We start from the raw sequence: 24,863 nt of genomic DNA, 5'->3' as shown, positions 1-24,863 counted from the left end.
TCCGCTCACGACTTCCGGAGCACCAGGAACATGAGCACCAGCACCGCCAGGGCGGCGAGGACAGTCATCGCCACCTTCGCCCAGGAGATGGGCTTCTCGCCGAGGACGCAGCCCGGGTCCTGTCCATGCACGACGACGCGGTACAGCTTCTTGCCGTAGCGGTACGCGAGCACGTAGGCGGGCAGCGCGTAGTGCGCGGTGCCCAGGCCTGACAGCGCCACGGCCACGCGCAGGTTGCGGTGGCGGCGGCCGGGAAGCGCCGCGCGGGTGATGTACTCGCGGGCCGTGTGCTCCACCCCGGCGAGGATCTGCCGCCGCGCGCCCGAGCGCGTGACGTCGAAGAGTTCCACCTGCGCGCCCGGGGGACCCTCGGGCTGCGGCTTCGCCTGGGTGAGCTCGTAGGCAGGGGTGAGCTTCTGGGTCTCCGCTTGGGTCAACCCCCGCGAAGCGGAGACGAGGATGTTGTGGAGCACGAGGCGGGTCGCGCCCGAGTGCGGTGCCCAGTCGCTGCGGCGGGCCCCCGCGTCCGTGTCGGCGGTCCAGGTGGCCTCCACCGCCGCGTCGAACTTCCAGCCCGGCCACCACAAGGGCTTCAGCGAGTCCACTGCCGCGCGGCTCGCGAGATCCTTGGGCCGGAAGAAGCCGCCCTTGCCCAGGAACGCTCTCAGCGCCTCGTGCGCCTCATCGGTGCCGACCCGGAAGGGCACGAAGTGCTTCGCCTGGTCAATGGGGTCCTCCTGCGTCTCGGTGTGCATCTCCGATGCGCAGAAGGCGCACTTGGGCGCCTGCGCCTCCACCGAGTACGCCACCGTCGCTCCACAGGTGTTGCAGCGGATGATGCGAGCGCTCTCGCGGTCCACGCTGCGAGGGGGCCTCGGCGTGGGCAGGGCGCAGACGGGACAGCGAAGGTCTTCGGCCTCGAGCCGGCTGTGGCAGCGCTGGCACTGGGCTTCGATGACGGACATCAGCGGCCCCTCCCGCGCGGCAGGGTCTGCCCGTGGAACAGCAGGAGGTACAGGCCTCCGAGGACGAGGAGCACCAGCAGCACGGCGATGGCCACCTTCACCCAAGAGGTGGGCACGCGGCCGTGCACCTTGCCCGTCTGTCCGTTGACGAGGAAGCGCAGGGGCGGGGACTGAGGGTCGTGGCGCAGCGCCAGCACCCAGACGGGGAGCAGGCAGACCACCAGGGACTCCTGATGGAACCGGGTCGAGTATTCGAGGTTCCGGTGCGAGTCTCCTGGCATGAACGCCGAGAGCCGCTTGCGCAGCAGGGTGGTTACCTCGGCTCGGGCCTGTTGCAGGCACTGCTCCTGGGGCAGGGACGGGTCCTCGCTGATCCACCCGGCCACGAGCGCATCGTCGTAGCGGCGCAGCGCGCGGAGATCGAACGGCTCGATCTGCTCCAGCTCGTCATTGGGCAGGCCCGAGGATGCGGTGACGAGCACGTCCGGGACATACTCCGTGTGGCGGCCGTGGAGGGAGGTCCACTCCGTCTTCGTCACCTGCCGTGTCTTGGTGACGGTCTTCCCGTTCTCGGTGGTCGTGTACGTCTCGGTCTCGGTGTAGTTCTCGCCAATGCTGGCGCTGAAGTCGGACTCGGCGAGCCCGCTGTAGAGCCAGGCGGGCACGTAGATGCCGCGCAGCTCCTCGACGGAGGCGTTGCGGACGCTGGAGGGCGCCCAGAAGCTGCGGCGGAGCAGGTTCTCCCGCGCCAGCTCGCGGGCTTTCTGCGGCGTCTGCACGAAGCCGAGCCCGAACGTCGGCGCGGGCCGGTCTGGAGTCGGTGGCCGCTCCACCACGGATGGGGCAGCACAGTACGGGCACGTCGTGGTGCGGTGGTTGCCGGCCACCACCAGCTGGGCGCCACAGGACTGACAGGACAGGTTCACCCGAGGTGGCTCCTGGCGCGGACGGGAATCTTCTCTCCATCTTAGAAAGCCAAGGGGATCGGCGCGAGGCCGATCGCGCAGATCCGCCGCTGTGGCGCTACGCTCAGCCTCCATGAGGCTCTCACGGACACTCCCCCTGCTGTTGCTGCTTGGCGCAGGCACGGCCCAAGCGACCGGACCTTCCTCCATCAACGTCCAACTCCACCCCCTCGCCGCGCGGAACGGCGCAGTCCTCTTCCGGACCCGGTGGTCGCTCAATCCCGAGGGAGCGCATGCCTTCATGCGCACGGAGTATGGGTGGCTGGTGGTGGACGTCCGCGGCCAATGGGAAGAGGTTCCGCACCGGACGCTGGTGCCCGCTGCCGGCGGAGACGGCCCCTGGGACGAGAAGCGCCAGTTGGATCAGGAGTTCACAGGGCCTCTCAACTGGGATGATCCCCCGAAGAGCCTGGCCAGACTGCTCCGCAAGTACGGCTTCACAGCGAAGGACGCGGTGGCAGTGGATGCGGGGAAGGGCACTGTGAGCTGGACGCCGAAAGGCTTGTGCAAGGGGGAGATATGTGGAGTGCCCTGCCCCCAGAGCAGCCTCCGGGGCCTGCGGAGCATGCCGAAGGAGGGAGAGAAGGTGGAGGCCGCCTTCGTCCACTCAGGGCTGGCGCTGTTCCACAACAGCCACACAGACCCCGAGATCGATCCAGACAAGGGCGCCCTCTTTGCCGAGTCACAACCCGGACAGGAACTGGGGCTCGACCGGATCGAGGATCAGATTGTCTCGGGTATCTGCCGACTGCCTCGGTAGCCCGGGCACGCTCCGGCACTCAGGCCTCAGGAGTCCCGGCACAGCCGGTCCGCGCGCTTGAGCAGCGTGGGCAGCCGAGACGGCCCGTGCATGCGCTGGATGCACGCCGCCGCGTCCTGGACCTCCACCCCCACGGCCGTCACGAGCAGGGGCCGCTGGCTGCCCCCTCGCAGGACCGGGACGGAGACCCGGCTGGACTGGAACGACGTCTTGGCCACGCCGATGACGGGGATGGTTCGCCCGAGCGCCTCGTACAGGTGGGCCCCCAGGCCCGGGCGTTCCTCTCCCGCCAGCCACACATAGCCATCGATGACGACCGTCGTCAGAGGGTCGGGCACGAGCGCCAGCACGCGCAGCAGCGCTGGCAGCTCCCGGCGGTAGAACTCGCCCGGGACATAAGGCTCAGCGGGGGGACCCCGGTCCACGTAGTGCGCCGCCTCGGCCGCGTCGCCCCAGTCCCGGAAGGCGACGCACGCGGCCACCGTCGCATCCGGCCGGTAATCCACATCGACACTGACAAGCATCGCGCTTCTCCTGGGCTAGCGCGCCGTCGCGGCGAACCGCTGGAGCGCCTCGCCCGTCATGCGGCACAGCTTCCACTCGGGCGCCAGCGCCGCCCCCAGGGACTCGTAGAACTGGATGGCGGGCGTGTTCCAGTCGAGCACCATCCACTCGAAGCGCCCGCAGTTCCGCTCCACTGCCAGCCGCGCCAGCCGCGCCAGCAGTCCCTTGCCGAACCCTCCCCCCCGGTGCGAGGGCAGGACGAAGAGGTCCTCCAAATACAGACTCGGCTGGCCCAGGAATGTCGAGTACGTGTGGAAGAAGAGCGCGTAACCCACGAGCTGCCCACCGTCTTCGGCCAGCAGCACCTCGGCGTAGGGGCAGGGGCCGAAGAGGTGCTCGCGCAGCCGGGCTTCGTCCACGACGACCTGGTGGGACAGCTTTTCGTAGTCCGCCAGTGCACGGATGAGCTGGAGGATGCCGGGGATATCTGCGGGGGTGGCGGAGCGAATCATGCGCGCGATGCTAGCGCCTGGCGGATGGAAGCGCGTGCCAGCAGATGGGACAACCGCGTATCGTTCGTCCGCGCCCTGGCGCCTCGGCGAAGGAAGGCATGACATGGAGACGGGTAGACCGGAGTTCGGCCCTCCCGGAGAGGGGGAGGAGCAGGCCGCGGTGGCAGACATCATGGCCCAGGCATTCGCGATGACGCCTCAGGAAGGCGCCGCTTGGCTCGAGAAAGCGGGGCGGAGCAACCTCCGGGTGTTGCGCGAGCGAGGCACGGTGACGGCCACGGCGCTCCCCATCCACATGGGCCAGTGGTTCGGCGGGCGTCGCGTCGCCATGGCGGGCATTGGTGGGGTGGGCGTGGCTCCTGGTGCGCGCGGCGGCGGAGCGGCCACCCGGCTCATGCAGCGCACCCTGCAGGAGCTGCGCAGCCTGGGGTTCCCCATCTCCGTCCTCTACCCGGCCACCCAGCCGCTCTACCGGCGCGTGGGCTACGAGCAGGCCGGGGCCCGCTTCGAGAGCCGCGTCCAGGCCTCGCGCCTCGACTTCAAGGAGCGCACCCCCCAGGTCCGGCCCGTGAAGCCGGCCGATCTCCCCGCCGTCCAGGAGCTCTACCGGCGCCATGCCTCCACCCGGCAGGGGTACCTCGATCGCGGCTCCTACGTGTGGGATCGCGTGTTCCACCCTCGGAGCGAGACGGCCTACGGCTTCGTCCTGGAGGGAGCGCAGGGCCTGGAGGGCTATGTCTGGCTGGTGCGCCGCCGCAAGATGGATCTCCTGCAGGAGCTCTTCCTCACGGACTACGTGGTCGCCACGCCCGCGGCGGGGCGGCGGCTGTTGGCCTTCCTGGGCGATCATCGCTCGCTGGCGCAGGAGGTGGTGTGGACGGGCGGCCCGATGGATCCGCTGCTCCTGCTGATGCGCGAGCAGACCTACCAGGTGAAGTTGCTCTTCCACTGGATGATGCGCGTGCTGGACGTCCCCGCCGCGCTCGAGGCCCGGGGTTACCCGGCGGGCGTCTCCGGCACGCTGCACCTGCACGTGGAGGACGATCTCTTCCCCGAGAACCGGGGCAGCTTCACCCTGGAGGTGTCAGGCGGCACGGGGCATGTGCAGCGGGGTGGAGGCGGGCTCATGAGCCTGGATGTCCGGGCACTCGCGCCGCTCTACACGGGCTTCCTGACGGCGGATGCGCTGCGCTCGGTGGGCTCGCTGGTGGCGGACGACGCCACGGTGCGGCTGGCGGCCACGTTGTTCTCCGGTCCCCCGCCGTCGCTCCCGGACATGTTCTGACGCGGCGGCTCGGGCTGGGCGCTGGCGAAGGGGGTGGAACGGTAGTAGGCGAGGGCTCTCTCAGAGGAGCAAGGGCATGCGCGCATTCGTCACGGGCGGTTCGGGATTCGTGGGCCGGCGGCTCATTCCGGCGCTTCGCGAGCAGGGGCACACGGTGCGGGCGCTGGGGCGCTCGCAGGCCTCGCTCGATGTGGTGCGCCAGGCGGGCGCCGAGCCGGTCGAGGGCGATCTCTCCAGCGTGGACGCGCTCAAGCGGGGCATGGAGGGCTGTGAGATCGTTTTCCACTCGGCGGCCACGGTGAAGCAGTGGGGCACGCGAGCCGAGTTCTTCGAGGCCAACGTGCGCGGCACGGAGAACGTGCTGGAGGCAGCGCGGGCGGCGGGCATCAAGCGGCTGGTGCACGTGAGCACCGAGGCGGTGCTCGTGGATGGCTCGCCCTTGGTCAACGTGGACGAGACGCGGCCCCTGCCCGAGCGGCCCATCGGGCACTACTCCTCCACCAAGGGCACGGCGGAGCGGCTGGTGCTCTCGGTGAACTCGCCCGAGCTGACCACGGTGGTTGTGCGGCCCCGCTTCGTCTGGGGCAAGGGCGACACTTCCGTGCTCCCCATCCTCGTCGATGCGGTGAAGTCCGGCCGGTTCCGCTGGGTGGACGGGGGCACCTTCAAGACCTCCACCTGCCATGTCGCCAACTGCGTGGAGGGGATGCTCCTCGCGGCGGAGAAGGGGCGCGGCGGCCAGGCGTACTTCCTCACCGATGGCGAGCCGGTGGTGTTCCGCGAGTTCATCACCTCCCTCTTGAAGACGCAGGGAGTGGATCCGGGGAACAAGAAGATCCCCTTTGGGTTCTCCATGGGGCTGGCGACGGTGTGCGAGCTGCTCTGGAACTTCCTACCGCTGCCGGGCAACCCGCTCATTACCCGGCAGGAACTGCTGCTGGCAGGGCGGGAGGTGACGGTGAGCGACGAGAAGGCACGCCGGGAGCTGGGCTACGAGGGGCGGATGACGCAGGCGGCGGGGCTGCGCGAGATGCAGGGCTGAGACGGGCGGGCTGTCCGTAGTAGCCTGCGGCCTCCAGGCGGGAGGTTCGTGGCATGCGCAGGTTCGAATTCGTCGAGGGCTCCAGCTCCAAGTTCTGGAGCCCAGAGCTGCAGGGCAGCACCTTCATCGTCACCTACGGGCGGATTGGCACTGCGGGGCAGCGCAAGGAGAAGGCGTTCCCGGACGAGGAGAGCGCGCGGCGCGAGTACGAGAAGAAGGTCGCCGAGAAGCTGCGCGAGGGCTACCGCGAGGTGACGGAGGGCGGTGAGGCCCCGGCGCCCGCGGCCGCCGCGCCGAAGGAGAAGGCCCCCCCGCCGCTGCCCGCGTTGCCGCCCCGGGTGCGCGCGACGAAGCCTACGGCGGAGCGGGTGACGGAGGCGGCCCAGGCGCTCACGAAGCTGGAGTCTCGGCTGGGCAACAGGAGCTGGCAGGTGGCGCTCCAGGCGCGGCGGGCCCGGCGGGCCCTGCGCAAGCTGGGAGGGGGTGACCCTTCGGCCCATGCGGCGCTGGGTGCGGTGTTCGAGTCCCTCATGGGCAAGGTGGTGGTGCCCCAGGGGCAGCCCCGCCTGCCGCTGCGGTTCGCGATGCAGTTGCTGGGCGAACTGGACGTGGCGGCGTTCGTCCGGGTGACGCAGCAGTGGAAGCGTGCCTCGGCGGGCTCAGCGGGAGGCGTGGCGGTGGTGGCCCGCGAGGCGGAGGCGCTGGCCGAGCCGGAGCTCGCACTGCGGATGGGGCTGCTGCTCGCCGAGCGCCCCGAACTGCGTGGCGGCTCCGAGGTGGGGTGGCAGCGGCGGTGGAACGCGCTCAAGCCGCACCTGGAGGCGCACCTGAAGGGCGCGGGCGGGGCCCTGCAGACACACCTTCGTGCCATCGAGACGGGCGGAGATTCACACCTGGCGCAGCGCGTGGCGCGCATGGGAGCGTGACGTGAGGAAGCGGACCTGGAAGTGGGGTGGGGCCGTGGTGCTCCTGCTCGTGGCGGCGGGGTGCTCGTCGGGCAATGCGTCGAGGCGGGGCGGGGGCTCGCTCGAGGCGCGCGCGGAAGAGCTGGAGCAGAGCAACCAGGCGCTCCGCGAGCAGCTCCGCCAGAAGGACGCGCAGGTGGAGCAGTCCTTCGCGTCGGCCACGCAGGCGGAGAACGCGGCGGGGCTTCAGAACCTGGGCTGCACGGCGGTGATGCCGGCCAAGGCCGCGCCCAAGGGGATGCCTCGCTCGGGAGAGGTGCACGCCCGGCTGGGGCTGACGCACCAGAGCTACCGGATGACGGCGACCTTCTCCTCGCCGAGGAACACGGGCAACTGGCGCGTGGCGCCGGGCACCTGCACGGTGGCGTCGCCATGAGCGCTCGCTCGGGGTGGAAGACGGCATTCGCGGCGCTGGGCGCGGGGGCGCTGCTGGCGGGCTGCTTCTCGGTGGACCCGCGCGTGCGCGTGAAGCGGCTGGAGGACGAGCAGCGGGACCTCAACACGAAGCTCCAGGCGGCGGAGCAGTCCGTGAAGGATGCCTCGCAGTACGCGGCGGAGATGGCCTCGCCGGGACAGAGCGGGCCCACCTTCTCCCTCTACTACACGCCCGCGATGCTGGAGCAGCTCTCCACCCAGATGCTGCCGTACCGGATGCAGGGCCGGGAGGTGCACAGCAAGCTGGACGGGGAGATCATCGTGGAGCGGCTGACGGGCTTCCGGTTCCTCTCGCGCAACCGGCTCTCGTGCCAGGCGTTCCTGCGAGGCGTGAACGTGCGCTACACCGGCCAGGTGCCCAGCTTCGCGAAGAAGCAGGTGAAGGACTTCCAGAGTGCACTCGGCAACGGAGTGCTGGCCGATCTAGAGGTGCAGCTCACCCTGGAGGGCAACATCCTGCACGCGAAGGCGGAGGCCGTATCGGCGCGGCTGGTGTCCAAGCGGGACGCAAGCGCCGAGGGCATGCTGCAGGACGAGATGAACAAGCGCACCCTGCGCACGCCGCTGAACTTCGACCTGGCCATCCTGGGGAGCAGCGCGGTGCCGCGCCGGCTGATGGTGACGGGCAACCACGTGGTGGTCACCTACGCGCCATAGCCGGGCGGCCCTCCGCTTCCGCCAGGTGTTACTCCTGGGCCTCGGGCTTCTTCCCGGCGCCGAGCTTGTCGATCTCCTCGGAGGGGTAGCCCTTGGCGGCCTCCAGGTAGCGCTTGTCCTGGATCTTCTTGCGGTCCTTCTTGCTGATCGTGTCCGGGACGATGACGGCGGGATCCGAGCCGGACATCCACTCCACGGCGATGCCATCGCAGAAGCTCCAGCGGATCTTCCCGTCCGGCTCCTGGCGGGCGAAGTACAAGTCACCGCTGCCCACGATCACCTTGCCCGTGCACCACGTCTGCTTGGCGGTGGCCTCGCGGGCGGCGGACTCCTCGCGCCACTTGGACTCGGCGATGCGCTTGTCCGCAGCGGCGAGGACTGCGGGGGCCTCGTCCAGCCGGGCCTTGGCCTGCTTGACGATGGGCTCTCCCTTCTGGGCGAGCTCCGGGAAGGGCGCCTGCTTCTTGAAGCCGCAGGCGCTCAGCCCGGCGAGGTTCTTCGCATGGGCATCCACCACGGGCCCCAGGGACTGCGAGCCCTCGCGGAGCAGCTCCACCTCCTCGGCAGTGGCCTCGGGCTTGGCGGCGTTCTCGGTCTTGGAGACGAACTGCTCCAGCACCTCGTTGATCTTCTGCAGCTCGGGGCCGAGCCGGCGGGGATCCACGCCGCACAGGGAGCCCTTCACGCGGCTGTAGTCGCGGTACTCCAGTTTGGTCTCACCCAGCGAGGCGCTCTGGGGGGGCGGGGGTTTCTTGGCGGCACAGGCGGACAGGGCGGCGCACAGGCTCAACAGGAGGATGCGAGAGGCTCTCATAGGGGCCGGATCTCCAGCGTAATGGTCGAAGACAGGGCTTCGTGACAGTGCTGTGACAAGGATGCAAGAAGCAGGTGACACAGTCGGAGCCCGAGGACCGGGCGAGGCGATGAATATAGCGATGGGACAGGCCCATGTCGTCGGGGTGCGCGACGAAGTACAAAGGGTGGCATGAATCCCAGGGTCTTGGTCATCCTCGGCTTTCTCCTGGCGGTGGGCGGGGTGTTCTACCTGTCCCGCCACGGCAATACGTCCAGTGACACGGGGAGTTCCGGGGCAGGGAGCACGGGCCCGAGCCGCCCGTCGGCGCCCGTGCCGGTGACGGAGATCTCCTTCCTCTACAGCACGGAGAAGAAGGAGTGGGTGGAGGCTGCGGCGGTGTTGTTTCAACAGGAGAACCCGTCCGTCAAGGTGACTTTGGTGGGACGGGGCTCGCTGGATGCGGCGCAGGGCATCCTGGAGGGACGTGAGAAGCCCACGGTGTGGAGCCCGGCGGACACGGCGGTGCTGCGGATGCTGGAGTCGGACTGGGCCACGGAGCGGACGCGGGGGCCGCTGTTCGCGCAGGACGGGGAGGATGCGCCGCAGCCGCTGGTGATTACACCGCTGGTGTTCGTGGTGTGGGAAGACCGGGCGAACGTGCTGCTGAAAGCGAACGAGGGCAAGGCGGTGTCGTGGCGGGTGATTCACCAGGCGGTGGCGAGCGATCAGGGATGGCCGGCAGTGGGAGGCAAGGCGGAGTGGGGGTTCGTGAAGCTGGGACACACGGACCCGACGCGCTCGAACTCAGGGCTGCAGGCGATGCTGCTGGCGACGTTGGAGTACTACCACAAGCGCTCGGGGCTGACGGTGGGGGACCTGCTGGATCCGAAGTACCAGGAGTGGATCCGGCAGCTGGAGAAGGGTGTGTCGAAGTTCGAGGCATCCTCGGGCACGTTCATGACGGACATGGTGCGGTTCGGCCCGTCCCGGTACGACATCGCGGTGGTGTACGAGAACCTGGCAATCTCGCAGATCGCGAACGCGCAGGAGCGGTGGGGGACGCTGAAGGTGTATTACCCGCCGTTGACGTTGTGGAGTGATCACCCGGCGGCGGTGCTTCAGGCGGACTGGGTGACGGAAGCGCAGAAGGAGGCGGCGCGGAAGTGGGTGAAGTTCCTGCGGAGCCGGCCCATGCAGGAGCGGGCGTTGAAGTTTGGCTTCCGGCCGGCGGATCCCTCGGTGCCCATCAAGACGGCGGACGCGGACAACCCGTTCACGCGGCTGGCGGACCACGGAATCCTGGTGGAGGTGCCACCGGTGGCGGAGGTGCCGCAGGGGCCGGTGGTTCGCAATCTGTTGGCGATGTGGACGCGTGTGGTGGGCAGCCAGCGCTAGATTTGTCCGTCCCATCCGTGGTCATTGCGCCGGAACGCGTCTCGGATGTGTGAGACGTGCTCCGGTGCCAGCGGGCCGCGCTCCAGGGCTTGCACGTTGCGCTGGAGGTTCTCCAGCCGCGTCGTGCCCACGATGCAAGTGGCCACCCCTGGCATGAAGGTTGCGAATCTCAGCGCCAGCTCGCTCCAGTCCAGCCCGTGTGGATCCAACGCCATCTGGCGCATCCGGTTCCAGTAGAGCGCCACGTCCTGCGCCCCTGGCCGCTCGGAGAACCGCCATGGCGCATTCCCGAGCGGGCGTTTCGCAATCACCCCCACGCCTCGCTCTCGCGCCATCGCTACGCCCCAGTCGAGGGCTCGCTGGTCGAACAGGTTCACAGACACCTGCACCGACCCGAACCGCCCCATGTTCAGCGCGTGCGCCAGCGCGTGGTTGTCTCCGGAGTACGCTGCCACGCGGATCTTTCCCTGCTCCCCCGCTCGGGTGAGCGCGTCCACCACGCCCGGCCGCTCCAGGACGTCGATGGGGCACGAGTGGAAGTGCATCACATCAATGACGTCAGTCCGCAGCCGCCGCAGCGCCAGCTCGATGCCCTGGGTGATGCACGGCCCCGTCCAGTCCTCCACCCCTGGCACGCCGTAGCCGCACTTCGTCGAGAGCACGAACTCCCCACGCCGTCCCTGCAGGTGCCGCCCGATTCGTTCCTCGGACGCCCCATAGCTGGGCGCGGTGTCGATGAGGTTGATCCCCGCATCCAGCACTCCGTGGAGCAGCGCCGCCGCCGCGTCCTCGGTCAGCGCAGCATCGCCAACCGGTCCTGCTCCGAATCCCAACGCGGAGACCTGCAGGCCTGTATTCCCAAGGGGACGGCGCTCCATCGAGTTCCTCCACACCCGGTCCGCGCGCTCACGCCACGGACCCACTGAGTTGGACTGCGGCGCGGGAACCTATCGGAGGGCTCGGAGGTGCTCCAGTGCGGCGGTCACCCTCTCGCGGCCAGATCGATGAAGCCGCGAATCCAGATGAGGTTCACCGCGTGGCACGACGCCAGCGGGGTGCGCGTGGTCGTCTCCAGCGCGGAGGTGTACGGCACTCCCCGCCGCGTGAAGTAGTCCGTCACGCTCCCGTCATGGGACACGATGAGCCCATCCGCATCCGTGTGGTGGTTCTCGTCCACCTTCTGGTGGCGGATGACAGCGACGTGCGCGGCCGCCGCCTCCATCAACGGCCGGTACGCCGCCGAGTCCCCGAACGTGTACGCGTACGTGGCCGCCTGCGGCAGGTAGTTGTCCTGGTGGATGTCGAGCGCCGCCGCCGGAGGCGCGAATCGGTCGATATCCGCGCGCACCGCCCGCGTCTCCTTGGGCCCTCCGTCGTAGAGCACCCAGCGCTGGAAGGACTCCTCGCGCGTCAGCTCGCCCTTCCAGACGCCCGGCGTCACCTCGTAGCGGAGGAAGTCATTGTTCGGCTTCTCCTCGCTGCGGTTGTAGCGGGTGCCCACCTCGAAGCCCGAGGGATTGATGCACGGATAGACGCGCAGCCCCACGTCCCTCGCCTTCGCATAGGCCACGATCTCCGCGAAGCTCTCCGCCAGCGTCAGCGGGCCCGCAGGCTCCTCCCCATGGAAGCCGGACGTGATGACGAGCCAGCGCGAGCCGGGGACGGTCAGCCGGAAGAGGGGATAGTCCTTCCCGGCCTCCACCACCCGGCCGTACTCGGCCACATCCGCGAGGGAGGTATAGGACAGGATGCGGCGGGCGTAATCCGTGTATTCCACGCATCGATCATAGTGGCGTGCCATCCCCGCAGCACACCTTCCCTCACCCGAGGCGTTCAGTGCGGCACGACTGGCCCGTCCCCGAGGGCACGGGCCGTTCGCGGAGGACACTTGTCTACGGCTGGTCGCCCATGCGCTCGCGGTACTCGGTGGACAGCGTCTTGCGCTGCTCCGGGGTGAGGACCTTGTGGACCTCGAGCGCGGCGTCCACCACCTTGTGAGCGAAGGCGCGCACCGCGTCGATGCGGGTGTCCACGATGCTGTGCAGCTTCTGCGAGTCCGGGTAGTCCGACTCGAGCTGGCTGAGGACCTCCACGCGCGTGGCCTTGTGCTCCGTGGCCAGCGTCTTGCCCTCCTCGAAGAGCCGGTCCTTCACCCCGTGGATGGCCTGCTTCTGCGCCTCCGTGGCGTCCAGGTCCTCCAGCTTGTCGTCCAGCTTCCAGGTGATCATCTGCTTGATGCGCTCGGGGTCCCGGCTCCAGCCGCCCCCTCGGAAGCCGCTGAGCAGGACCACGGCGAGGACAGCAGAGGCGGCAATGGCGATCTTCTTCTTCATGGCGTTATCTCCTGAGAAGGCCCCCGAAGGGACCGTGGGTTCGGCTTCGCCTCAGTGGCGACGGTACCCAAGATGCCCGGGGGGCATTGAGCGCGCTTGTCCCCTTCGTAAAGAAGTGTGAAGTGCGGCCCTACCGCTCGGCGAGCCCCGCGGGACGCTCGCGTGCGAGCTCTTCCCGGAGCTGGGTGACGATGTCCAGATGCTCGGCGGAGACATCCCGCCGCTCCTCAGGATCGGCGACGACGTCGTACAGCTCCACCTTCACGCTTTGCGGTGTGGGCAGCTCCAGCAACTTCCAGCGGTCTCGGTACAGCCCTCGGTGCTTGGCAGCCTCTACCGTGTTCTCCCACTCGGGCTTCAGGGCAATGTCCCCCGAGGGCTCCACTGTCGCGGTCTCGTAGACCCAGGGATAGGGGATGCGCACTTGCTGGTAGGGCAGGCCATCCCGATCGGAGAACCAGAAGTCCGTCTCGATAAGCGCCGGAGCGTCCGGCACTGCCGCTGCCTTGGCTTCGGGCGCGACGATCGACGCGAGCGAGCGTCCCCGGAACGTCTCCGGCGCAGGCACGCCGAGCAGCGCGAGCAGGGTAGGTGCCACGTCGATCGATCGAGCCCTCCCCGGCACCGTCCGCCCTGCCGCCACCCGGCCCGGAAGCCGCAGCGCAAACGGAATGCGCAGCGAGGCGCTCCCAAACAGGTGCTCGCCGTGGCCGAGCCCGCGCCCCTCTTCATCGGAGAGGTGCTCGCCATGATCCGACAGCAGCACCACCAGCGTGGAGTCCGCGAGGCCCCGGCGCTCCAACTCCTCCATCAGCTCGCCCACCAGCCCATCGAAGGCCAGCACCGCTGCGTCGTAGTTGGCGACGAGCGCGGCGCTGTCCTCGGGCGTGGGAGGCTGGGCGTCCGGGGGCAGCTCCATCTGGGGCGTTGCGCCGAATCGCCAGGGGCCGCGGTAGCCCTCCGCGACGAAGCGGCCCTCTTGAGGCGCGGGCGCCGCATACGGGAAGTGCGTCGTGGACGCGAAGACGAGCAGGGCGAAAGGAGCCTCGGGCCGGAAGCCATCCAGGGTGCGCTGCACGGAGCGGCGCAGCGGCGCGGGGTCGGTCAGCTCGGGGAGCTGGCCGCGCTCGGGAAAGAGGCCAGGCGCCAGCGCCGTCCATGGCAGCAGCGCCACGTGGGTGACGAGCATCCGCTGCCGGATCAGGTCCGGGAAGTTGAACGCGGGAGCCTGCACGCGCTGGAAGCCGAAGCGGAACCGGGAGAACAGGTCGCCCGCGTAGTCGGACACCACGGCGGTCTGCCACCCGGCCGCTCCGAGCGCGCTCGCGAACGTGGTGAACGGCGTCTCGAGCACCTTCTGGCCCACCAGTGTGTGGCGCAGGGAATGCTCGCCCGCCCACTGCGAGGTGAGCAGCGTGGCCCAAGAAGGAGCGGTGCGCGGAATCTGCACCACGGTCTCCTGGAAGCGGGTGCCCTCGCGCATCAGCCGGTCGATGTTCGGAGATGTGGGGCGGCCATACCCGTTGCCGGAGAGGTGGTCCGGTCGCAGCCCATCCGAGGCAAGAATCAGCAGATTGTGCCGAGCGGGTGGACGCTCTCGGCCCTCCTCCGCACGTCCCCATCCATGCACGCCAAGCCCGGCCCACACGGCGAGCACAGCGGGCACATACCCCCAGCGCGGCGGGCGGCGCAGCGCTCGGAAGAGCATCACGAATGGCACGGCGACCACCGGCCCGAGCGCCACCGCGCGCCACAGCCCCGGTGGCTGTCCGCTCAAGGCCAGCAGCAGCGCCTTCGTCCACCCGGCGCGCTCGTACAGCGTCGTGGCATACAGGTGCGGGTGGTGGGCCAAGTCCGCCAGCACCAGCGGAACCTCCACCGCGAGACACGCGAGCCCACTCCCCCAGAAAACCGCCCGGCGCCGGAAGCCCAGGGCCCACAGCCCGGCACCCATCCACGCTCCCAGCACGAGCCCCACGCTGGTATACGCGAGGATGAGCCGAGCCACCTGCCCCAGCACCACACTTCGCCACTCCTGCCAGACCCACTCCTCCATGAGCCGGCTGGCGTTCCCCTGGTAGCCGAGCTTCATGTTGAAGACGGCACACCCCGTGTAAAGCACCAGGAACACGAGCAAGCCTGCCCGGCAACCCAGCACCAGGGAGCGGCCAAGCGAGGGAGGGGAGTCCGGGGGCATGGCTGTTACCCTCCTTGTAGGGCAACTTCGCCGAGCCTCATACCACCTGAAAGGTCCTCTTCTCGCGGCCCTACCCAGGGACAGCACGAGACGTGCCAAGTGCCGATTTTTCGGCCTCCGAACCTACTCGGCAGGGATGTGTGGCGGCGCGCGTTCGGGGACCCTATTGTTCGCCGGCCGCTCTTGCTCGCCTGAACACCTCGAGACCATGTCCTTTACCCATCTCCACCTGCATACCCTGTACTCCCTCCTGGATGGGGCCATCCGGATGAAGGACCTCATCAAGACGGTCAAGGAGAAGGGCATGTCGAGCGTGGCCGTGACGGACCACGGCAACATGTTCGCCACCATCGACTTCTACAAGAAGGCGAAGGATGCCGGCATCAAGCCCATCGTCGGGATGGAGGCCTACGTGGCCGGCACCAAGGGCCGCGAGGACCGCACGGAGAAGGTGGCCCACCACCTCATCCTCGTGGCCCAGAACGCCGAGGGCTACGCGAACCTGCGCTACCTGGCCTCCAAGGCGTACATGGACGGCTTCTACTACCACCCGCGCATCGACAAGAAGCTGCTGGCAGAGCACAGCAAGGGCCTCTTCGCGCTCACCGCGTGCCTGGGTGGAGAGGTGACGAGCGCCTGCTTCCGCGGGGACATGGACCACGCCCGCAAGGCGGCGCTCGAGTACAAGAACATCTTCGAGCCGGGCCACTTCTTCCTCGAGGTGCAGTCCAACGGGATGCCCGAGCAGGACAAGGCCAACGAGAACCTCAAGCAGCTCGGCAGGGACTTGGACATCCCGCTGTGCGCCACGGCGGACGCCCACTACATCAAGCGCGAGGACGCGCGGGCGCACGAGCTGCTCATGTGCATCGCCAGCGGCAAGACGCTGGCGGACGGCAAGCGCATGAAGCACTCCACGGACAAGCTCTACGTCACGAGCCCCCAGGAGATGCTCGAGTTCTTCAAGGACACCCCCGAGGCCGTTCACAACACGCAAGTCATCGCCGAGCAGTGCAACCTGGAGCTGAAGCTGGGCAAGCCCATGCTGCCCACCTTCAAGGTGCCCGAGAGCCACACTCCGGACAGCTTCATGGCGGAGCTGGCCTTCGAGGGCCTCCACGAGCGCTTCAAGGAGCTGCACAAGGCCGGGGCCAAGTTCGATGTGGACGCCTACCGCGCGCGCCTCAATCTGGAGATTGGCGTCATCCAGAAGATGGGGTTCAGCGGCTACTTCCTCATCGTCCAGGACTTCATCAACTGGGCCAAGAAGCACACCATCCCGGTGGGGCCGGGCCGTGGCTCGGGCGCAGGCTCGCTGGTGGCCTACGCGCTGCGCATTACCGACCTGGATCCCATCCCGTACAACCTGCTGTTCGAGCGCTTCCTCAACCCTGAGCGCGTGTCGATGCCGGACTTCGATATCGACTTCTGCCAGGACCGCCGGGACGAGGTCATCAAGTACGTCTCGGGCAAGTACGGCGAGAACAACGTCGGGCAGATCATCACCTTCGGCAGCTTGAAGGCCAAGAGCGTGCTGCGCGACGTGTGCCGTGTGTTCGCCCTGCCGTTCAGCGAGGGTGACCGCATCGCCAAGCTGGTGCCCGAGGTCCTCAACATCACCCTGAAGGAGGCCATCGAGACCGAGCCTCGCCTCAAGGAGATGATCGAGAAGCCCTCGAACATCGGCGAGGTGGAAGGCAAGCCAGTCACCACCAAGGACGTGCTGGAGATCGCGCTCGCGCTGGAGGGCCTGCACCGCCAGCCGGGCATGCACGCCGCCGGCGTGGTGATCGCCGACAAGCCGCTGTGGGAGTTCGTCCCCGTCTACCAGCCGCCCGGTGAGAAGACGCTCATCACCCAGTTCGCCAAGGACGAGGTGGAGGCGGCGGGCCTGGTGAAGTTCGACTTCCTCGGGCTGAAGACGCTCACGGTGATCCAGAACGCGCTGGACCTCATCAACCGCAACCACCCCAAGGAGAAGCCCCTCGAGCGGGAGGACATCCCGCTGCACGACGACAAGATGTGGGAGCTGATGGCCCAGGGCGACACGGCCGGCGTCTTCCAGATGGAGTCCAGCGGCTTCACCGAAATGGTGATGAAGCTCAAGCCGTCCTGCTTCGAAGACGTGATCGCCGCGGGCGCGCTCTACCGTCCGGGTCCGCTGGACTCGGGCATGGTGGACGTCTTCATCAACCGCAAGCACGGCCGCGAGCCGGTGACGTACCCTCACCCGGCGCTGGAGCCGGTGCTCAAGGACACCTACGGCGTCATCGTGTACCAGGAGCAGGTGATGCAGATCTCGCAGGTCCTGGGTGGCTACACCCTGGGCCGCGCGGACCTGCTCCGCCGCGCGATGGGCAAGAAGAAGGCCGAGGTGATGCAGGCCGAGCGCGCCGGCTTCCTGGAGGGCTGCAAGAAGAACAACGTCGACCTGAAGGTGGCCGGCGAGATCTTCGACCTCATGGAGAAGTTCGCCGAGTACGGCTTCAACAAGAGCCACTCGGCGGCGTACGGCCTCATCACCATCCACACGGCGTGGCTCAAGGCCCACTACAAAGTGGAGTTCATGGCCGCCCTTCTCACCAGCGAGAAGGACAACACCGACAAGGTGGTGCGGCACATCGGCGAGGCCCGCGAGTCGGGCACCCAGGTGCTCCCGCCGGACGTGAACCAGTCGGACATGGCGTTCGGCGCGGTGGACGGGAAGATCCGCTTCGGTCTGGGCGCCATCAAGGGCGTGGGCGAGGGCGCCATCGAGGCCATCGTCGAGGCGCGCAAGGAGGGCCCCTTCAAGGGCCTGTTCGACTTCTGCGAGCGCGTGGACGGCCGCCGGGTGAACCGGAAGGTGCTCGAAGCGCTGGTGAAGGCCGGCGCGTTCGACTTCGAGAAGCGTCCGCGGCGGCAGCTCTTCGAGACCATCGAGAGGGCGCTGAACCGGGGCTCGGCCAGCCAGAAGGACAAGGCGGCGGGGCAGAGCTCGCTGTTCGGGATGTTGGCGGGGCCGTCCTCGGGTGGCGGCGCGGCGATGAAGGACGACTTCGCGGCGGTGGAGGAGTGGGTGGAGAAGGAGCGGCTCTCCTACGAGAAGGAGGCCATCGGCTTCTACGTGTCCGGCCACCCCCTGTACGCGTACGAGAAGGAACTGAAGCGCTACGCGCGGCCGGTGACAGCGGTGCAGCGGGCCCGGCGGGACGACAAGATCTCCGTGGGCGGCATCATCGCGGCCATGCGCGAGCGGCCCACGAAGACGGGCAAGCGCATGGCGTGGGTGACGCTGGAGGACCTGTCCGGCTCCATCGAGCTGGTGTGCTTCCCGGGCAAGGACGGCACGCGGTCGGTGATGGGCAAGGACGGCAAGTGGAGCAAGCAGGGGCCCAAGCCGGGGTACGAGCACTGGGAGCCGCTGCTGAAGGGGGATGACCCCATCCTGGTGACGGGCACGGTGCAGATCAGTCAGCGGGACGAGGATGCACCCACGGCGGAGCTGATCGTCGAGGACATCCAGAGCCTGAAGGCGGTGCGCGAGAAGCGAACGAAGCGGCTGGAGCTGCGCGTGCCGGCGGACCTGCTCACCGAGGAGAAGCTGGCGAAGCTCTTGGAGATCGCCAAGAAGAACGCGGGAGCCACGCCAGTGGCGGTGAGCGTGCTGTTCCCGGGCGAGGCCGAGGCGCTCATCGGTGGCACCCAGCTCAAGGTGCAGGTGAACGACGAGCTGCTGCTGGCCGTGGACAAGCTGTTCGGGATGAAGGTGGTGGAGCTGGGGTAGTGGCCCCAGCTCCCCAGTGCAGACTCGGGCTCAGGGCTTCACGATACGCCCGAGGAAGAGCACGGTCCGAGTCTCCACATCCTCGATGAGGAAGAGGAAGGGCCGGTCGACGATGAGCGGCTCGGGGATGGAGACGGGCACGGCGGTCACTCCTGTGGCCGCCGCCGCTTCCGTGCCGTTTTCATCCACGGCCACGAAGGCCTTGTGTTGTGCGGTCGAGAGCTTCAGGCGCGTCTCCTGCGAGATGCCCGAGAGATCGGCGGTATCGGAGAAGGCGTCTGTCATGCCCCGCTGCTGGAGCGGTGGGACGAGGGAGAACTCTGTCTCCACGCGGAACCGGGGCAGGCCCAGCGCGTACACTCGGTTCTCCATCGTCCCGCGGATGCTGTCCAGGAACTCCGCCGAGAGCCGCGCTTCGACCGCCGGGAACTGGCCACTGTCGGGGACGATGAACAGCATCCGGAAGGCACCTCCCGAGTAGGGGAGCGCGAAGGCCTGGAAGTCCTCCCCCCGCTTGTAGGGGAGCCAGAACGTGCGCTGCATCAGCTGGACCTGCTGCGTGCCACCTCCCAGCAGGTGGAAGTTCGCGGGCACGGTGGCTTGCGGATCGAAACGCTCTGCCCACGCTCCTTTGAAATAGAGCGCGTTGGTGAGTGCCAGCTTCGTGTCGCTCTTCACCGAGCCCTCGGGGAGCAAGTCCTTGATGCGGTCGTGGGTTTGGCCTGCGACCCAGTCATTGATTTGGGTGCGGAGGCTTTCGGCCTCGGTGCTGAAGTCCACCACGTGCATGCCTGTGCCGTAGTGCTGGGCGAGCACGTCGAGGAATGCAGGCTCGAACGCGAAGCCGCGCTGTCCCCAGGTGGCGTTCACTACGCGGAACTCCGGCGGTACCACCTGGGGTCCCCGTGTCTGCGCGGCCCGGCTGTTGAGCGCCAGGTCCAGCGCGTTCATGGCGGGGTGGAGCTGCTCTTGGGAGAGGGGGAAGTGCAGCGCCTGCGACATCTGCTGGGCGGTGTTGCCGCGGGCCCCCGCGTACACCATGGCGAAGGCCTGGGTGATGCTGAACGGAGAGAAGAAGAGGTTCTCGTTCGGGCGCGCGATAAGGGGATACAGCGCCGCGCCGAAATCGGTGTTCCCCGAGGCGGCCGACGCCAAGGTCTCGGCGGCGACCGCGGGAGTCACCCGCTCATCACTCGAGGCAATGAGCTCACCGGGGGGAGGCGGTATTTCAGGCCCCAGAGGCTCTTCAGAAGAGCACCCCGCCAGCATCAGCAGGGCTGTAACCACAGGTGAAAGCCAGAGACGACGCGAGCCCATACACACTCCTCCATGGAAGGTCCGCGCAGGGAGGAGCAATTTGCGTGCGCACCCCCGAGGAAAGGACTTCGAGCACTTGGAGGCTCCCGTTCCCGTGGGCCCTCTCGAATTTCCGAGGGCGCTCTGAGAAATCGATCACCCGCGGACAGGGAGTCCCGGAGGCTGAAGTCGTGGACGTCCCTTGTCCGTTTCTGGTCAAGTGCCGCTCCCAAGCGAGGGAGCGCTCCCATGGCCGAGACGTACCAGTCACTGCGCATCGAGAAGTCGGACGGCATCGCAGAGGTTGTCCTCATTGGTCCCGGTAAGGGCAACGCGATGGGGCCGGACTTCTGGCGTGAGATGCCAGAAGCGATCCGTGAGCTCGAGGCCGACGAGTCCGTGCGTGTGCTCCTGGTGCGCGGCGAGGGGAAGAACTTCTCCTACGGCCTAGAACTCGCGGCGATGACAGAGACGCTCGGGCCGCTGATCGGCGGGGACAACAACCTCGCCTCCGAGCGCACGAAGCTGCTCCAGCTCATTCAGCGCATGCAGGGCGCAACCGAGGGGCTCGCCCGCTGCCGCAAGCCCGTGCTCGCGGCGGTTCAGGGCTGGTGCATCGGCGGCGGCATCGATCTGATCGCCGCGTGCGACTTCCGGTACTGCTCGCGCGAGGCGAAGTTCAGCCTGCGCGAGGCGAAGGTGGGCATCATCGCGGACCTGGGGGCGCTCCAGCGGCTGCCCCGTATCATCGGCGAGGGCCACACGCGCGAGCTGGCCTACACCGCCGGGGACTTCGACGCCGAGCGGGCTCTGCGCATGGGGCTCGTCAACGAGGTGTTCGAGTCGCCTGAGGCACTCCTGGCCGGGGCGCGGGCCACCGCGCGGAAGATCGCGGACAACCCGCCGCTGGTGGTTCAGGGCGCCAAGCAGGTGATGGAGTACTGCGCAGACAAGTCCGTGGAGGACGGGCTGCGCTACGTGGCCGTGTGGAACGCGGCCTTCTTGCAGTCGAACGATTTGACCGAGGCGTTCGCGGCCTTCATGGAGCGGCGGCCTCCGCGCTTTCAAGGGAGATGAGCCATGGCTGATGGAATCTTCAAGGACGGACTGCTCGCGGGGAAGGTGGCCTTCGTCACCGGCGGGAGCAGTGGCATCAACCTCGGGATCGCCGAGCGCTTCGTGAAGGCGGGCGCCAAGGTGGTCATCAACGGCCGGAACGTGGAGAAGCTCGAGGGCGCGGTGAAGGGGCTCCAGGCCCACGGCACCGCCATGGGCCTCCCCGCGGACGTGCGCGACTACGCCAGCGTCGAGAAGGCCTTCCAGACGGCCCACGAGGCGTATGGGGAGATCGACATCCTGGTGTGCGGAGCCGCGGGCAACTTCCCGGCGCCCGCGCTGGCCATGTCCTCCAACGGCTTCAAGGCGGTGATGGACATTGACGTGTTGGGCACGTTCAACGCGTGCCGGGCCGGCTTCGAGCACCTGCGCAAGCCGGGCGCCACCGTCATCAACATCTCCGCGCCTCAGGCCTACCTGCCCACGGCGATGCAGGCGCATGTCTGTGCGGCGAAGGCCGGCGTGGACATGCTCACGCGCGTGCTGGCCATCGAGTGGGGCTCGGCGGGTGTCCGCATCAACTCCATCTCTCCGGGCCCCATCGACGACACCGAGGGCATGCGTCGGCTCGCGCCCACTCCAGAGTCGCGCGAGAAGGTCATCGGAACCCTGCCGCTGCAGCGCATGGGCTCCAAGTCGGACATCTCCAACCTGGCGCTCTTCCTGGCGTCGGACGCGGCCTCCTACATCACCGGCTCGATCATGGTGTGTGACGGCGGCTGGTCGCTCATGGGCTCCGGCGTGCTCATGCAGGCGCTCGGGGGCTGACGGCTCCCTCGGGGATCCCAGGTCTGGTAAAACGGAGCTGGGCCTCGCAGCGGCTCTCCCGTGGCTCGGAGAGCCGTGCGCCCTGGGAGACGTTCATGCCGCAGTCCGTGTTCTCGCTCGCCCGCTTGCTGGGGCTGGGCGCTCTGTTCCTGGGTCTCTCGCTGGCGTGTGGGGGAGGGAGCTCGACTCCTTCTCCGAACCCCGCGGCGGCGCCGGATGCGAGCCGCTCCACGGTGGCGGTGGACCGAGCGTCGGGCGTCCGCGCGGATGGTGTCGACCGGGCTACCATCACCGTGACGGTGAGGGACAGCACGGGTAAGCCGCTGTCTGGAAGGACCGTGATCGTGGAGGTGCCGGGGGAGGGCGCCTCCGTCACGCAGCCCGCCGGGGCGACCAATGCCAGTGGCGTGACGACCGCTTCGGTGACCTCCTCTCAGGCAGGATCCCGGCAGGTGATTGCCTCGGTTGAAGCAGAGGGCGGCTCGGTGGAGCTCAGCGAGCGGCCCACCGTTGAGTTCGTGGCGGCTCCTGCCACGAAGCTGGCCTTCCTGAACGCGAGCCTGTCCGCGACAGCGGGCGAGGCCGTGTCACCCGAGGTGGAGGTGGTGGTGCAGGACAGGCTCGGGCGTGCCGTCGCGGGCGTGTCGAGAGAGGTCTCGCTCTTGCTCGCGGCGGGTCCGTCTTCGGCGGGGCTCGAGGGCACGCTCACGGCACAGACAGTCAATGGCGTCGCGCGCTTTCCTCGGGTGGTGCTGAAGCAGGCTGGAACGGGCTACCAGCTGAAGGCCACCTCGAGCGGTCTGGCCGATGCCACGAGCCCGCTCTTCGAGGTCGTGCCCGCGCTGCCCACGTCTCTCACGCTGTCTCTGCCGGGCTCGGTGACGGCGGGGAGCACGGTGAACGCCACGGTGACGATCCGGGATGCCTTTGGCAACCCGGCGGCGAATTATCAGGGCACCGTGCGCTTCAGCTCGACGTCTCCAGGGGCCGCGCTGCCCTCGGACGTTACCTTTACCGCGGCGGACAATGGCTCGAAGACCCTCTCCGTCACCTTGAGCCGGGCGGGGACCTGGGAGGTCCGGGTGGATGACATCAGTACCCCGACCCTGAGCTCCAGCGCGTCCGTGACGGTCCTGCCAGCGGCTGTGGCGCAGCTGGTCCTCTCCTCGCCGCCCGGGCCTTTCGAAGTCGGGGAGGAGTTCTCGGTGGAGGTGCTGGCGCGGGATGCCTTCGGCAATGACGCGACGGGGTATCTGGGCACGATCCACGTCACCTCGACGGATGCGCTCGCCGAGCTGCCCGAGGACTACAGCTTCACCCCAGCGGATGAGGGGCGCCACTCCTTCAATGCCGTGTTCCGGACCGCCGCGAATCCCCAGCAACTCACGGTGACGGATACGGCCACTGCCTCGCTGACGGCCACGCTGAGCCGGGAGATCATCCCCGCGCCTCCACCCTTCGCTCCCTGCGAGGATGTCACGTGCGAGGTGCCAGCACCTACCTGCGCCGCGGACGGCAGGACGTACGTCGCCTTCAGCTCGGCCTGTATCGGCGTGGACGGTCTGCCCACCTGCCGGGACCGGGAGACGCGCATGTCTTGCCCCGGGGCCGAGGGCATTTGCTTCGGGGACGCGTGCGGCACCGCGGACAGGCCCTCGGCGGGCGAGCTGGCCATCACCGAGGTGATGCACAGCCCCTCGGAGGGCACCACGGACTACGTCGAGCTGCACAACATGGTCCAGGCGGTCCGGAACATCACGGGGCTCCAGATCGAGCTCATCGTCTCGGGAACCGTCACGCACTTCACGGTGGAGTCCCCTTTCCCTGGGGGCGCCGTGCTCCTCGGCCCCGGAGGGTGGTTCGTCCTCGCACGGCGTGGCGAGTTCGACGTCAACGGGGGCGTCCCTGTCGACGCCACCTTGGGAGACACCTTCGACCTCCCAGCGGATGGGCAGCTCATCCTGAAGACGGCCTCGGGAACCGTCATCCAGGACTTCACGTGGTCGAGCACCTTCCCGCAGACCCCCGGCCGCTCCATGAACCTCGCCCCTTCGATGATGGGCGCACAGGCACAGGGAGAGCCCCAGTCCTGGTGTGACTCGAGCGACCATGTGCGGTTGATGGGGGGCGACTACGGCACGCCGGGGTGGCCCAACGAGAGCTGTGGGCTGTGAGCGCGGCCTACTCGCGCGTCAGTGCGACGACGAAGTCCAAGAAGGCGCGAACCTTGGCCGACATGAGCTGCGCGGAGTGATGGTAGACGTAGAGCGGATACGTCTCGTCCGCCCACTCCGGGAGCACTTGCACGAGCCGTCCGTCGGCCAGGAACTCGCGCGTGTAGAGCTCGAGCACCTGGGCGATTCCCTGCCCCGCGAGACACGCGGCGAGCATCGGACCGATGTCGTTCACCATCAGCTGTCCAGGCGCGTTCACGGGGATGACCTTCTCGCCGCGCACGAACTCCCATGCGAAGTGGCTTCCCGTGGAAGGGTCTCGCATCAGCACACACTGGTGCTTCGCGATGTCGCTCGGCCGGCGTGGCTCTCCGTGACGCGCGAGGTACTCGGGCGATGCGCAGGTGATGACACGCGTGCGCATGAGCAGGCGTGCCTTCAACGCTGAGGGCTCCGGGTAACCAAACCGGACGGCGACGTCGAAGCCTTCGCGGACCAGATCTCCCATGCGATCGCGCACGGCGAGCTCGATGGAGAGGCCAGGGTGCTGCGCGAGGAACGGCTGGAGGCGAGGCGTCAGCACGAACTGCCCGATGCTCGGACCGACGTTCACACGCAGATGGCCGCTGACCTTGGCCGAGGAATCCCTCGCTACCAGGGTCGCCTCCTCGATGGCGCGGAGGTGCGGCTCGACCGACTCATAGAATCGGCGGCCTTCGTCCGTCAGCGAGATGGAGCGGGCAGTCCGACGGAACACCCGCACACCGATCCGGGCCTCAAGTCGCGCGACCGCACGGCTGACGGCGGGTTGCGTGAGGCCGAGCGCCTCCCCCGCGCCCACGAAGCTCCCCGCCTGCACCACGGCGCGGAGGATGCCGAGGCCATCCAGCGCATGTCTGTCGGGTTCGCGAGCCATACTTTTCGTCATGCTT

At 68.3% G+C, this 24,863-nt stretch carries 22 protein-coding genes; 11 read left to right on the top strand and 11 right to left on the bottom strand.

All coding sequences use genetic code 11. The features are described from left to right. Nucleotides 1-5: 5 nt before the first annotated feature. A complete protein-coding gene (locus DB31_RS35760) occupies nucleotides 6-965 on the bottom strand; it encodes a hypothetical protein (RefSeq protein WP_044196543.1) in 960 nt (319 codons plus the stop codon). Continuing rightward, complete coding sequence (locus DB31_RS35755) at nucleotides 965-1,891, bottom strand: TFIIB-type zinc ribbon-containing protein (RefSeq protein ID WP_052420518.1); 927 nt, start codon at nucleotides 1,889-1,891, stop codon at nucleotides 965-967. The genes DB31_RS35760 and DB31_RS35755 overlap by 1 nt, the downstream gene beginning before the upstream one ends. A gap of 280 nt (nucleotides 1,892-2,171) precedes the next feature. Between DB31_RS35755 and DB31_RS35750 the strand changes: the two genes are divergently transcribed. Further along, nucleotides 2,172-2,690: a hypothetical protein gene (locus tag DB31_RS35750; protein WP_240487045.1), complete on the top strand. Its 519-nt coding sequence runs from the start codon at nucleotides 2,172-2,174 to the stop codon at nucleotides 2,688-2,690. Nucleotides 2,691-2,716: 26 nt separating this feature from the next. On the opposite strand, the gene DB31_RS35745 is transcribed toward DB31_RS35750, so the two are convergent. Both DB31_RS35745 and DB31_RS35740 read right to left on the bottom strand, forming a co-directional pair. Then, nucleotides 2,717-3,214, bottom strand: coding sequence for an endonuclease V (locus tag DB31_RS35745; RefSeq protein WP_044196541.1), 498 nt, complete (start codon nucleotides 3,212-3,214; stop codon nucleotides 2,717-2,719). A 15-nt stretch (nucleotides 3,215-3,229) separates the two neighbouring features. Further along, a complete protein-coding gene (locus DB31_RS35740; RefSeq protein ID WP_044196539.1) occupies nucleotides 3,230-3,706 on the bottom strand; it encodes a GNAT family N-acetyltransferase in 477 nt (158 codons plus the stop codon). A gap of 103 nt (nucleotides 3,707-3,809) precedes the next feature. On the opposite strand from DB31_RS35740, the gene DB31_RS35735 reads away from it, so the two are divergent. The 5 genes from DB31_RS35735 (at nucleotide 3,810) to DB31_RS35715 (ending at nucleotide 8,090) form a co-directional block, all read left to right on the top strand. After that, nucleotides 3,810-4,991, top strand: coding sequence for a GNAT family N-acetyltransferase (locus tag DB31_RS35735; protein ID WP_044196538.1), 1,182 nt, complete (start codon nucleotides 3,810-3,812; stop codon nucleotides 4,989-4,991). A 76-nt stretch (nucleotides 4,992-5,067) separates the two neighbouring features. Further along, a complete protein-coding gene (locus DB31_RS35730; RefSeq protein WP_044196536.1) occupies nucleotides 5,068-6,033 on the top strand; it encodes an NAD-dependent epimerase/dehydratase family protein in 966 nt (321 codons plus the stop codon). 53 nt (nucleotides 6,034-6,086) lie between these two features. Continuing rightward, nucleotides 6,087-6,959 (top strand): WGR domain-containing protein, encoded by an 873-nt coding sequence (locus DB31_RS35725; protein WP_044196535.1) that lies wholly within the window; start codon nucleotides 6,087-6,089, stop codon nucleotides 6,957-6,959. Nucleotide 6,960: 1 nt separating this feature from the next. Next, nucleotides 6,961-7,374, top strand: coding sequence for a hypothetical protein (locus DB31_RS35720; RefSeq protein ID WP_044196533.1), 414 nt, complete (start codon nucleotides 6,961-6,963; stop codon nucleotides 7,372-7,374). Beyond that, nucleotides 7,371-8,090: a hypothetical protein gene (locus DB31_RS35715; protein WP_044196531.1), complete on the top strand. Its 720-nt coding sequence runs from the start codon at nucleotides 7,371-7,373 to the stop codon at nucleotides 8,088-8,090. The genes DB31_RS35720 and DB31_RS35715 overlap by 4 nt, the downstream gene beginning before the upstream one ends. Nucleotides 8,091-8,118: 28 nt before the next feature. Here DB31_RS35715 and DB31_RS35710 read toward each other — a convergent pair whose 3' ends face one another. Next, on the bottom strand, nucleotides 8,119-8,904 hold the full coding sequence (locus tag DB31_RS35710; RefSeq protein WP_044196530.1) for a hypothetical protein: 786 nt from the start codon (nucleotides 8,902-8,904) through the stop codon (nucleotides 8,119-8,121). Nucleotides 8,905-9,075: 171 nt separating this feature from the next. Here DB31_RS35710 and DB31_RS35705 point away from each other — a divergent pair, with 171 nt between their 5' ends. Then, nucleotides 9,076-10,281, top strand: coding sequence for a substrate-binding domain-containing protein (locus DB31_RS35705; RefSeq protein WP_044196528.1), 1,206 nt, complete (start codon nucleotides 9,076-9,078; stop codon nucleotides 10,279-10,281). Here the strand turns inward: DB31_RS35705 and DB31_RS35700 are convergent. From DB31_RS35700 to DB31_RS35685, 4 genes are all read right to left on the bottom strand, one after another. Beyond that, nucleotides 10,278-11,159, bottom strand: a complete 882-nt coding sequence (locus tag DB31_RS35700) for an aldo/keto reductase (protein WP_044196526.1) — start codon at nucleotides 11,157-11,159, stop codon at nucleotides 10,278-10,280. The genes DB31_RS35705 and DB31_RS35700 overlap by 4 nt on opposite strands. Nucleotides 11,160-11,263: 104 nt before the next feature. After that, entirely contained in the window at nucleotides 11,264-12,058 is a 795-nt protein-coding gene (locus tag DB31_RS35695) for a M14 family metallopeptidase (RefSeq protein WP_044196783.1), read from the bottom strand. Between the two features lie 115 nt (nucleotides 12,059-12,173). Beyond that, complete coding sequence (locus tag DB31_RS35690; protein ID WP_044196524.1) at nucleotides 12,174-12,614, bottom strand: Spy/CpxP family protein refolding chaperone; 441 nt, start codon at nucleotides 12,612-12,614, stop codon at nucleotides 12,174-12,176. Between the two features lie 130 nt (nucleotides 12,615-12,744). Continuing rightward, entirely contained in the window at nucleotides 12,745-14,811 is a 2,067-nt protein-coding gene (locus tag DB31_RS35685; RefSeq protein ID WP_044196522.1) for a sulfatase family protein, read from the bottom strand. Between the two features lie 208 nt (nucleotides 14,812-15,019). Between DB31_RS35685 and dnaE the strand changes: the two genes are divergently transcribed. Further along, a complete protein-coding gene (gene dnaE, locus DB31_RS35680) occupies nucleotides 15,020-18,577 on the top strand; it encodes a DNA polymerase III subunit alpha (protein ID WP_044196520.1) in 3,558 nt (1,185 codons plus the stop codon). A gap of 30 nt (nucleotides 18,578-18,607) precedes the next feature. Here dnaE and DB31_RS35675 read toward each other — a convergent pair whose 3' ends face one another. Then, nucleotides 18,608-19,759 carry a serpin family protein gene (locus DB31_RS35675; protein WP_240487043.1) on the bottom strand — a complete coding sequence of 384 codons (1,152 nt, stop codon included), beginning with the start codon at nucleotides 19,757-19,759 and terminating at the stop codon, nucleotides 18,608-18,610. Nucleotides 19,760-20,122: 363 nt separating this feature from the next. On the opposite strand from DB31_RS35675, the gene DB31_RS35670 reads away from it, so the two are divergent. The 3 genes from DB31_RS35670 (at nucleotide 20,123) to DB31_RS35660 (ending at nucleotide 23,931) form a co-directional block, all read left to right on the top strand. Continuing rightward, entirely contained in the window at nucleotides 20,123-20,950 is an 828-nt protein-coding gene (locus DB31_RS35670) for a crotonase/enoyl-CoA hydratase family protein (protein WP_044196515.1), read from the top strand. Between the two features lie 3 nt (nucleotides 20,951-20,953). Next, complete coding sequence (locus DB31_RS35665; protein WP_044196514.1) at nucleotides 20,954-21,757, top strand: SDR family oxidoreductase; 804 nt, start codon at nucleotides 20,954-20,956, stop codon at nucleotides 21,755-21,757. Nucleotides 21,758-21,852: 95 nt separating this feature from the next. Continuing rightward, nucleotides 21,853-23,931, top strand: a complete 2,079-nt coding sequence (locus DB31_RS35660) for an Ig-like domain-containing protein (protein WP_044196512.1) — start codon at nucleotides 21,853-21,855, stop codon at nucleotides 23,929-23,931. A gap of 7 nt (nucleotides 23,932-23,938) precedes the next feature. On the opposite strand, the gene DB31_RS35655 is transcribed toward DB31_RS35660, so the two are convergent. Beyond that, nucleotides 23,939-24,847, bottom strand: coding sequence for a LysR family transcriptional regulator (locus DB31_RS35655; protein ID WP_044196510.1), 909 nt, complete (start codon nucleotides 24,845-24,847; stop codon nucleotides 23,939-23,941). Nucleotides 24,848-24,863 lie beyond the last annotated feature (16 nt).

The sequence above is a fragment of the Hyalangium minutum genome (genome assembly GCF_000737315.1).
GTDB classification, from domain to species: domain Bacteria; phylum Myxococcota; class Myxococcia; order Myxococcales; family Myxococcaceae; genus Hyalangium; species Hyalangium minutum.
This window is presented reverse-complemented; position numbering and strand designations above follow the sequence as displayed.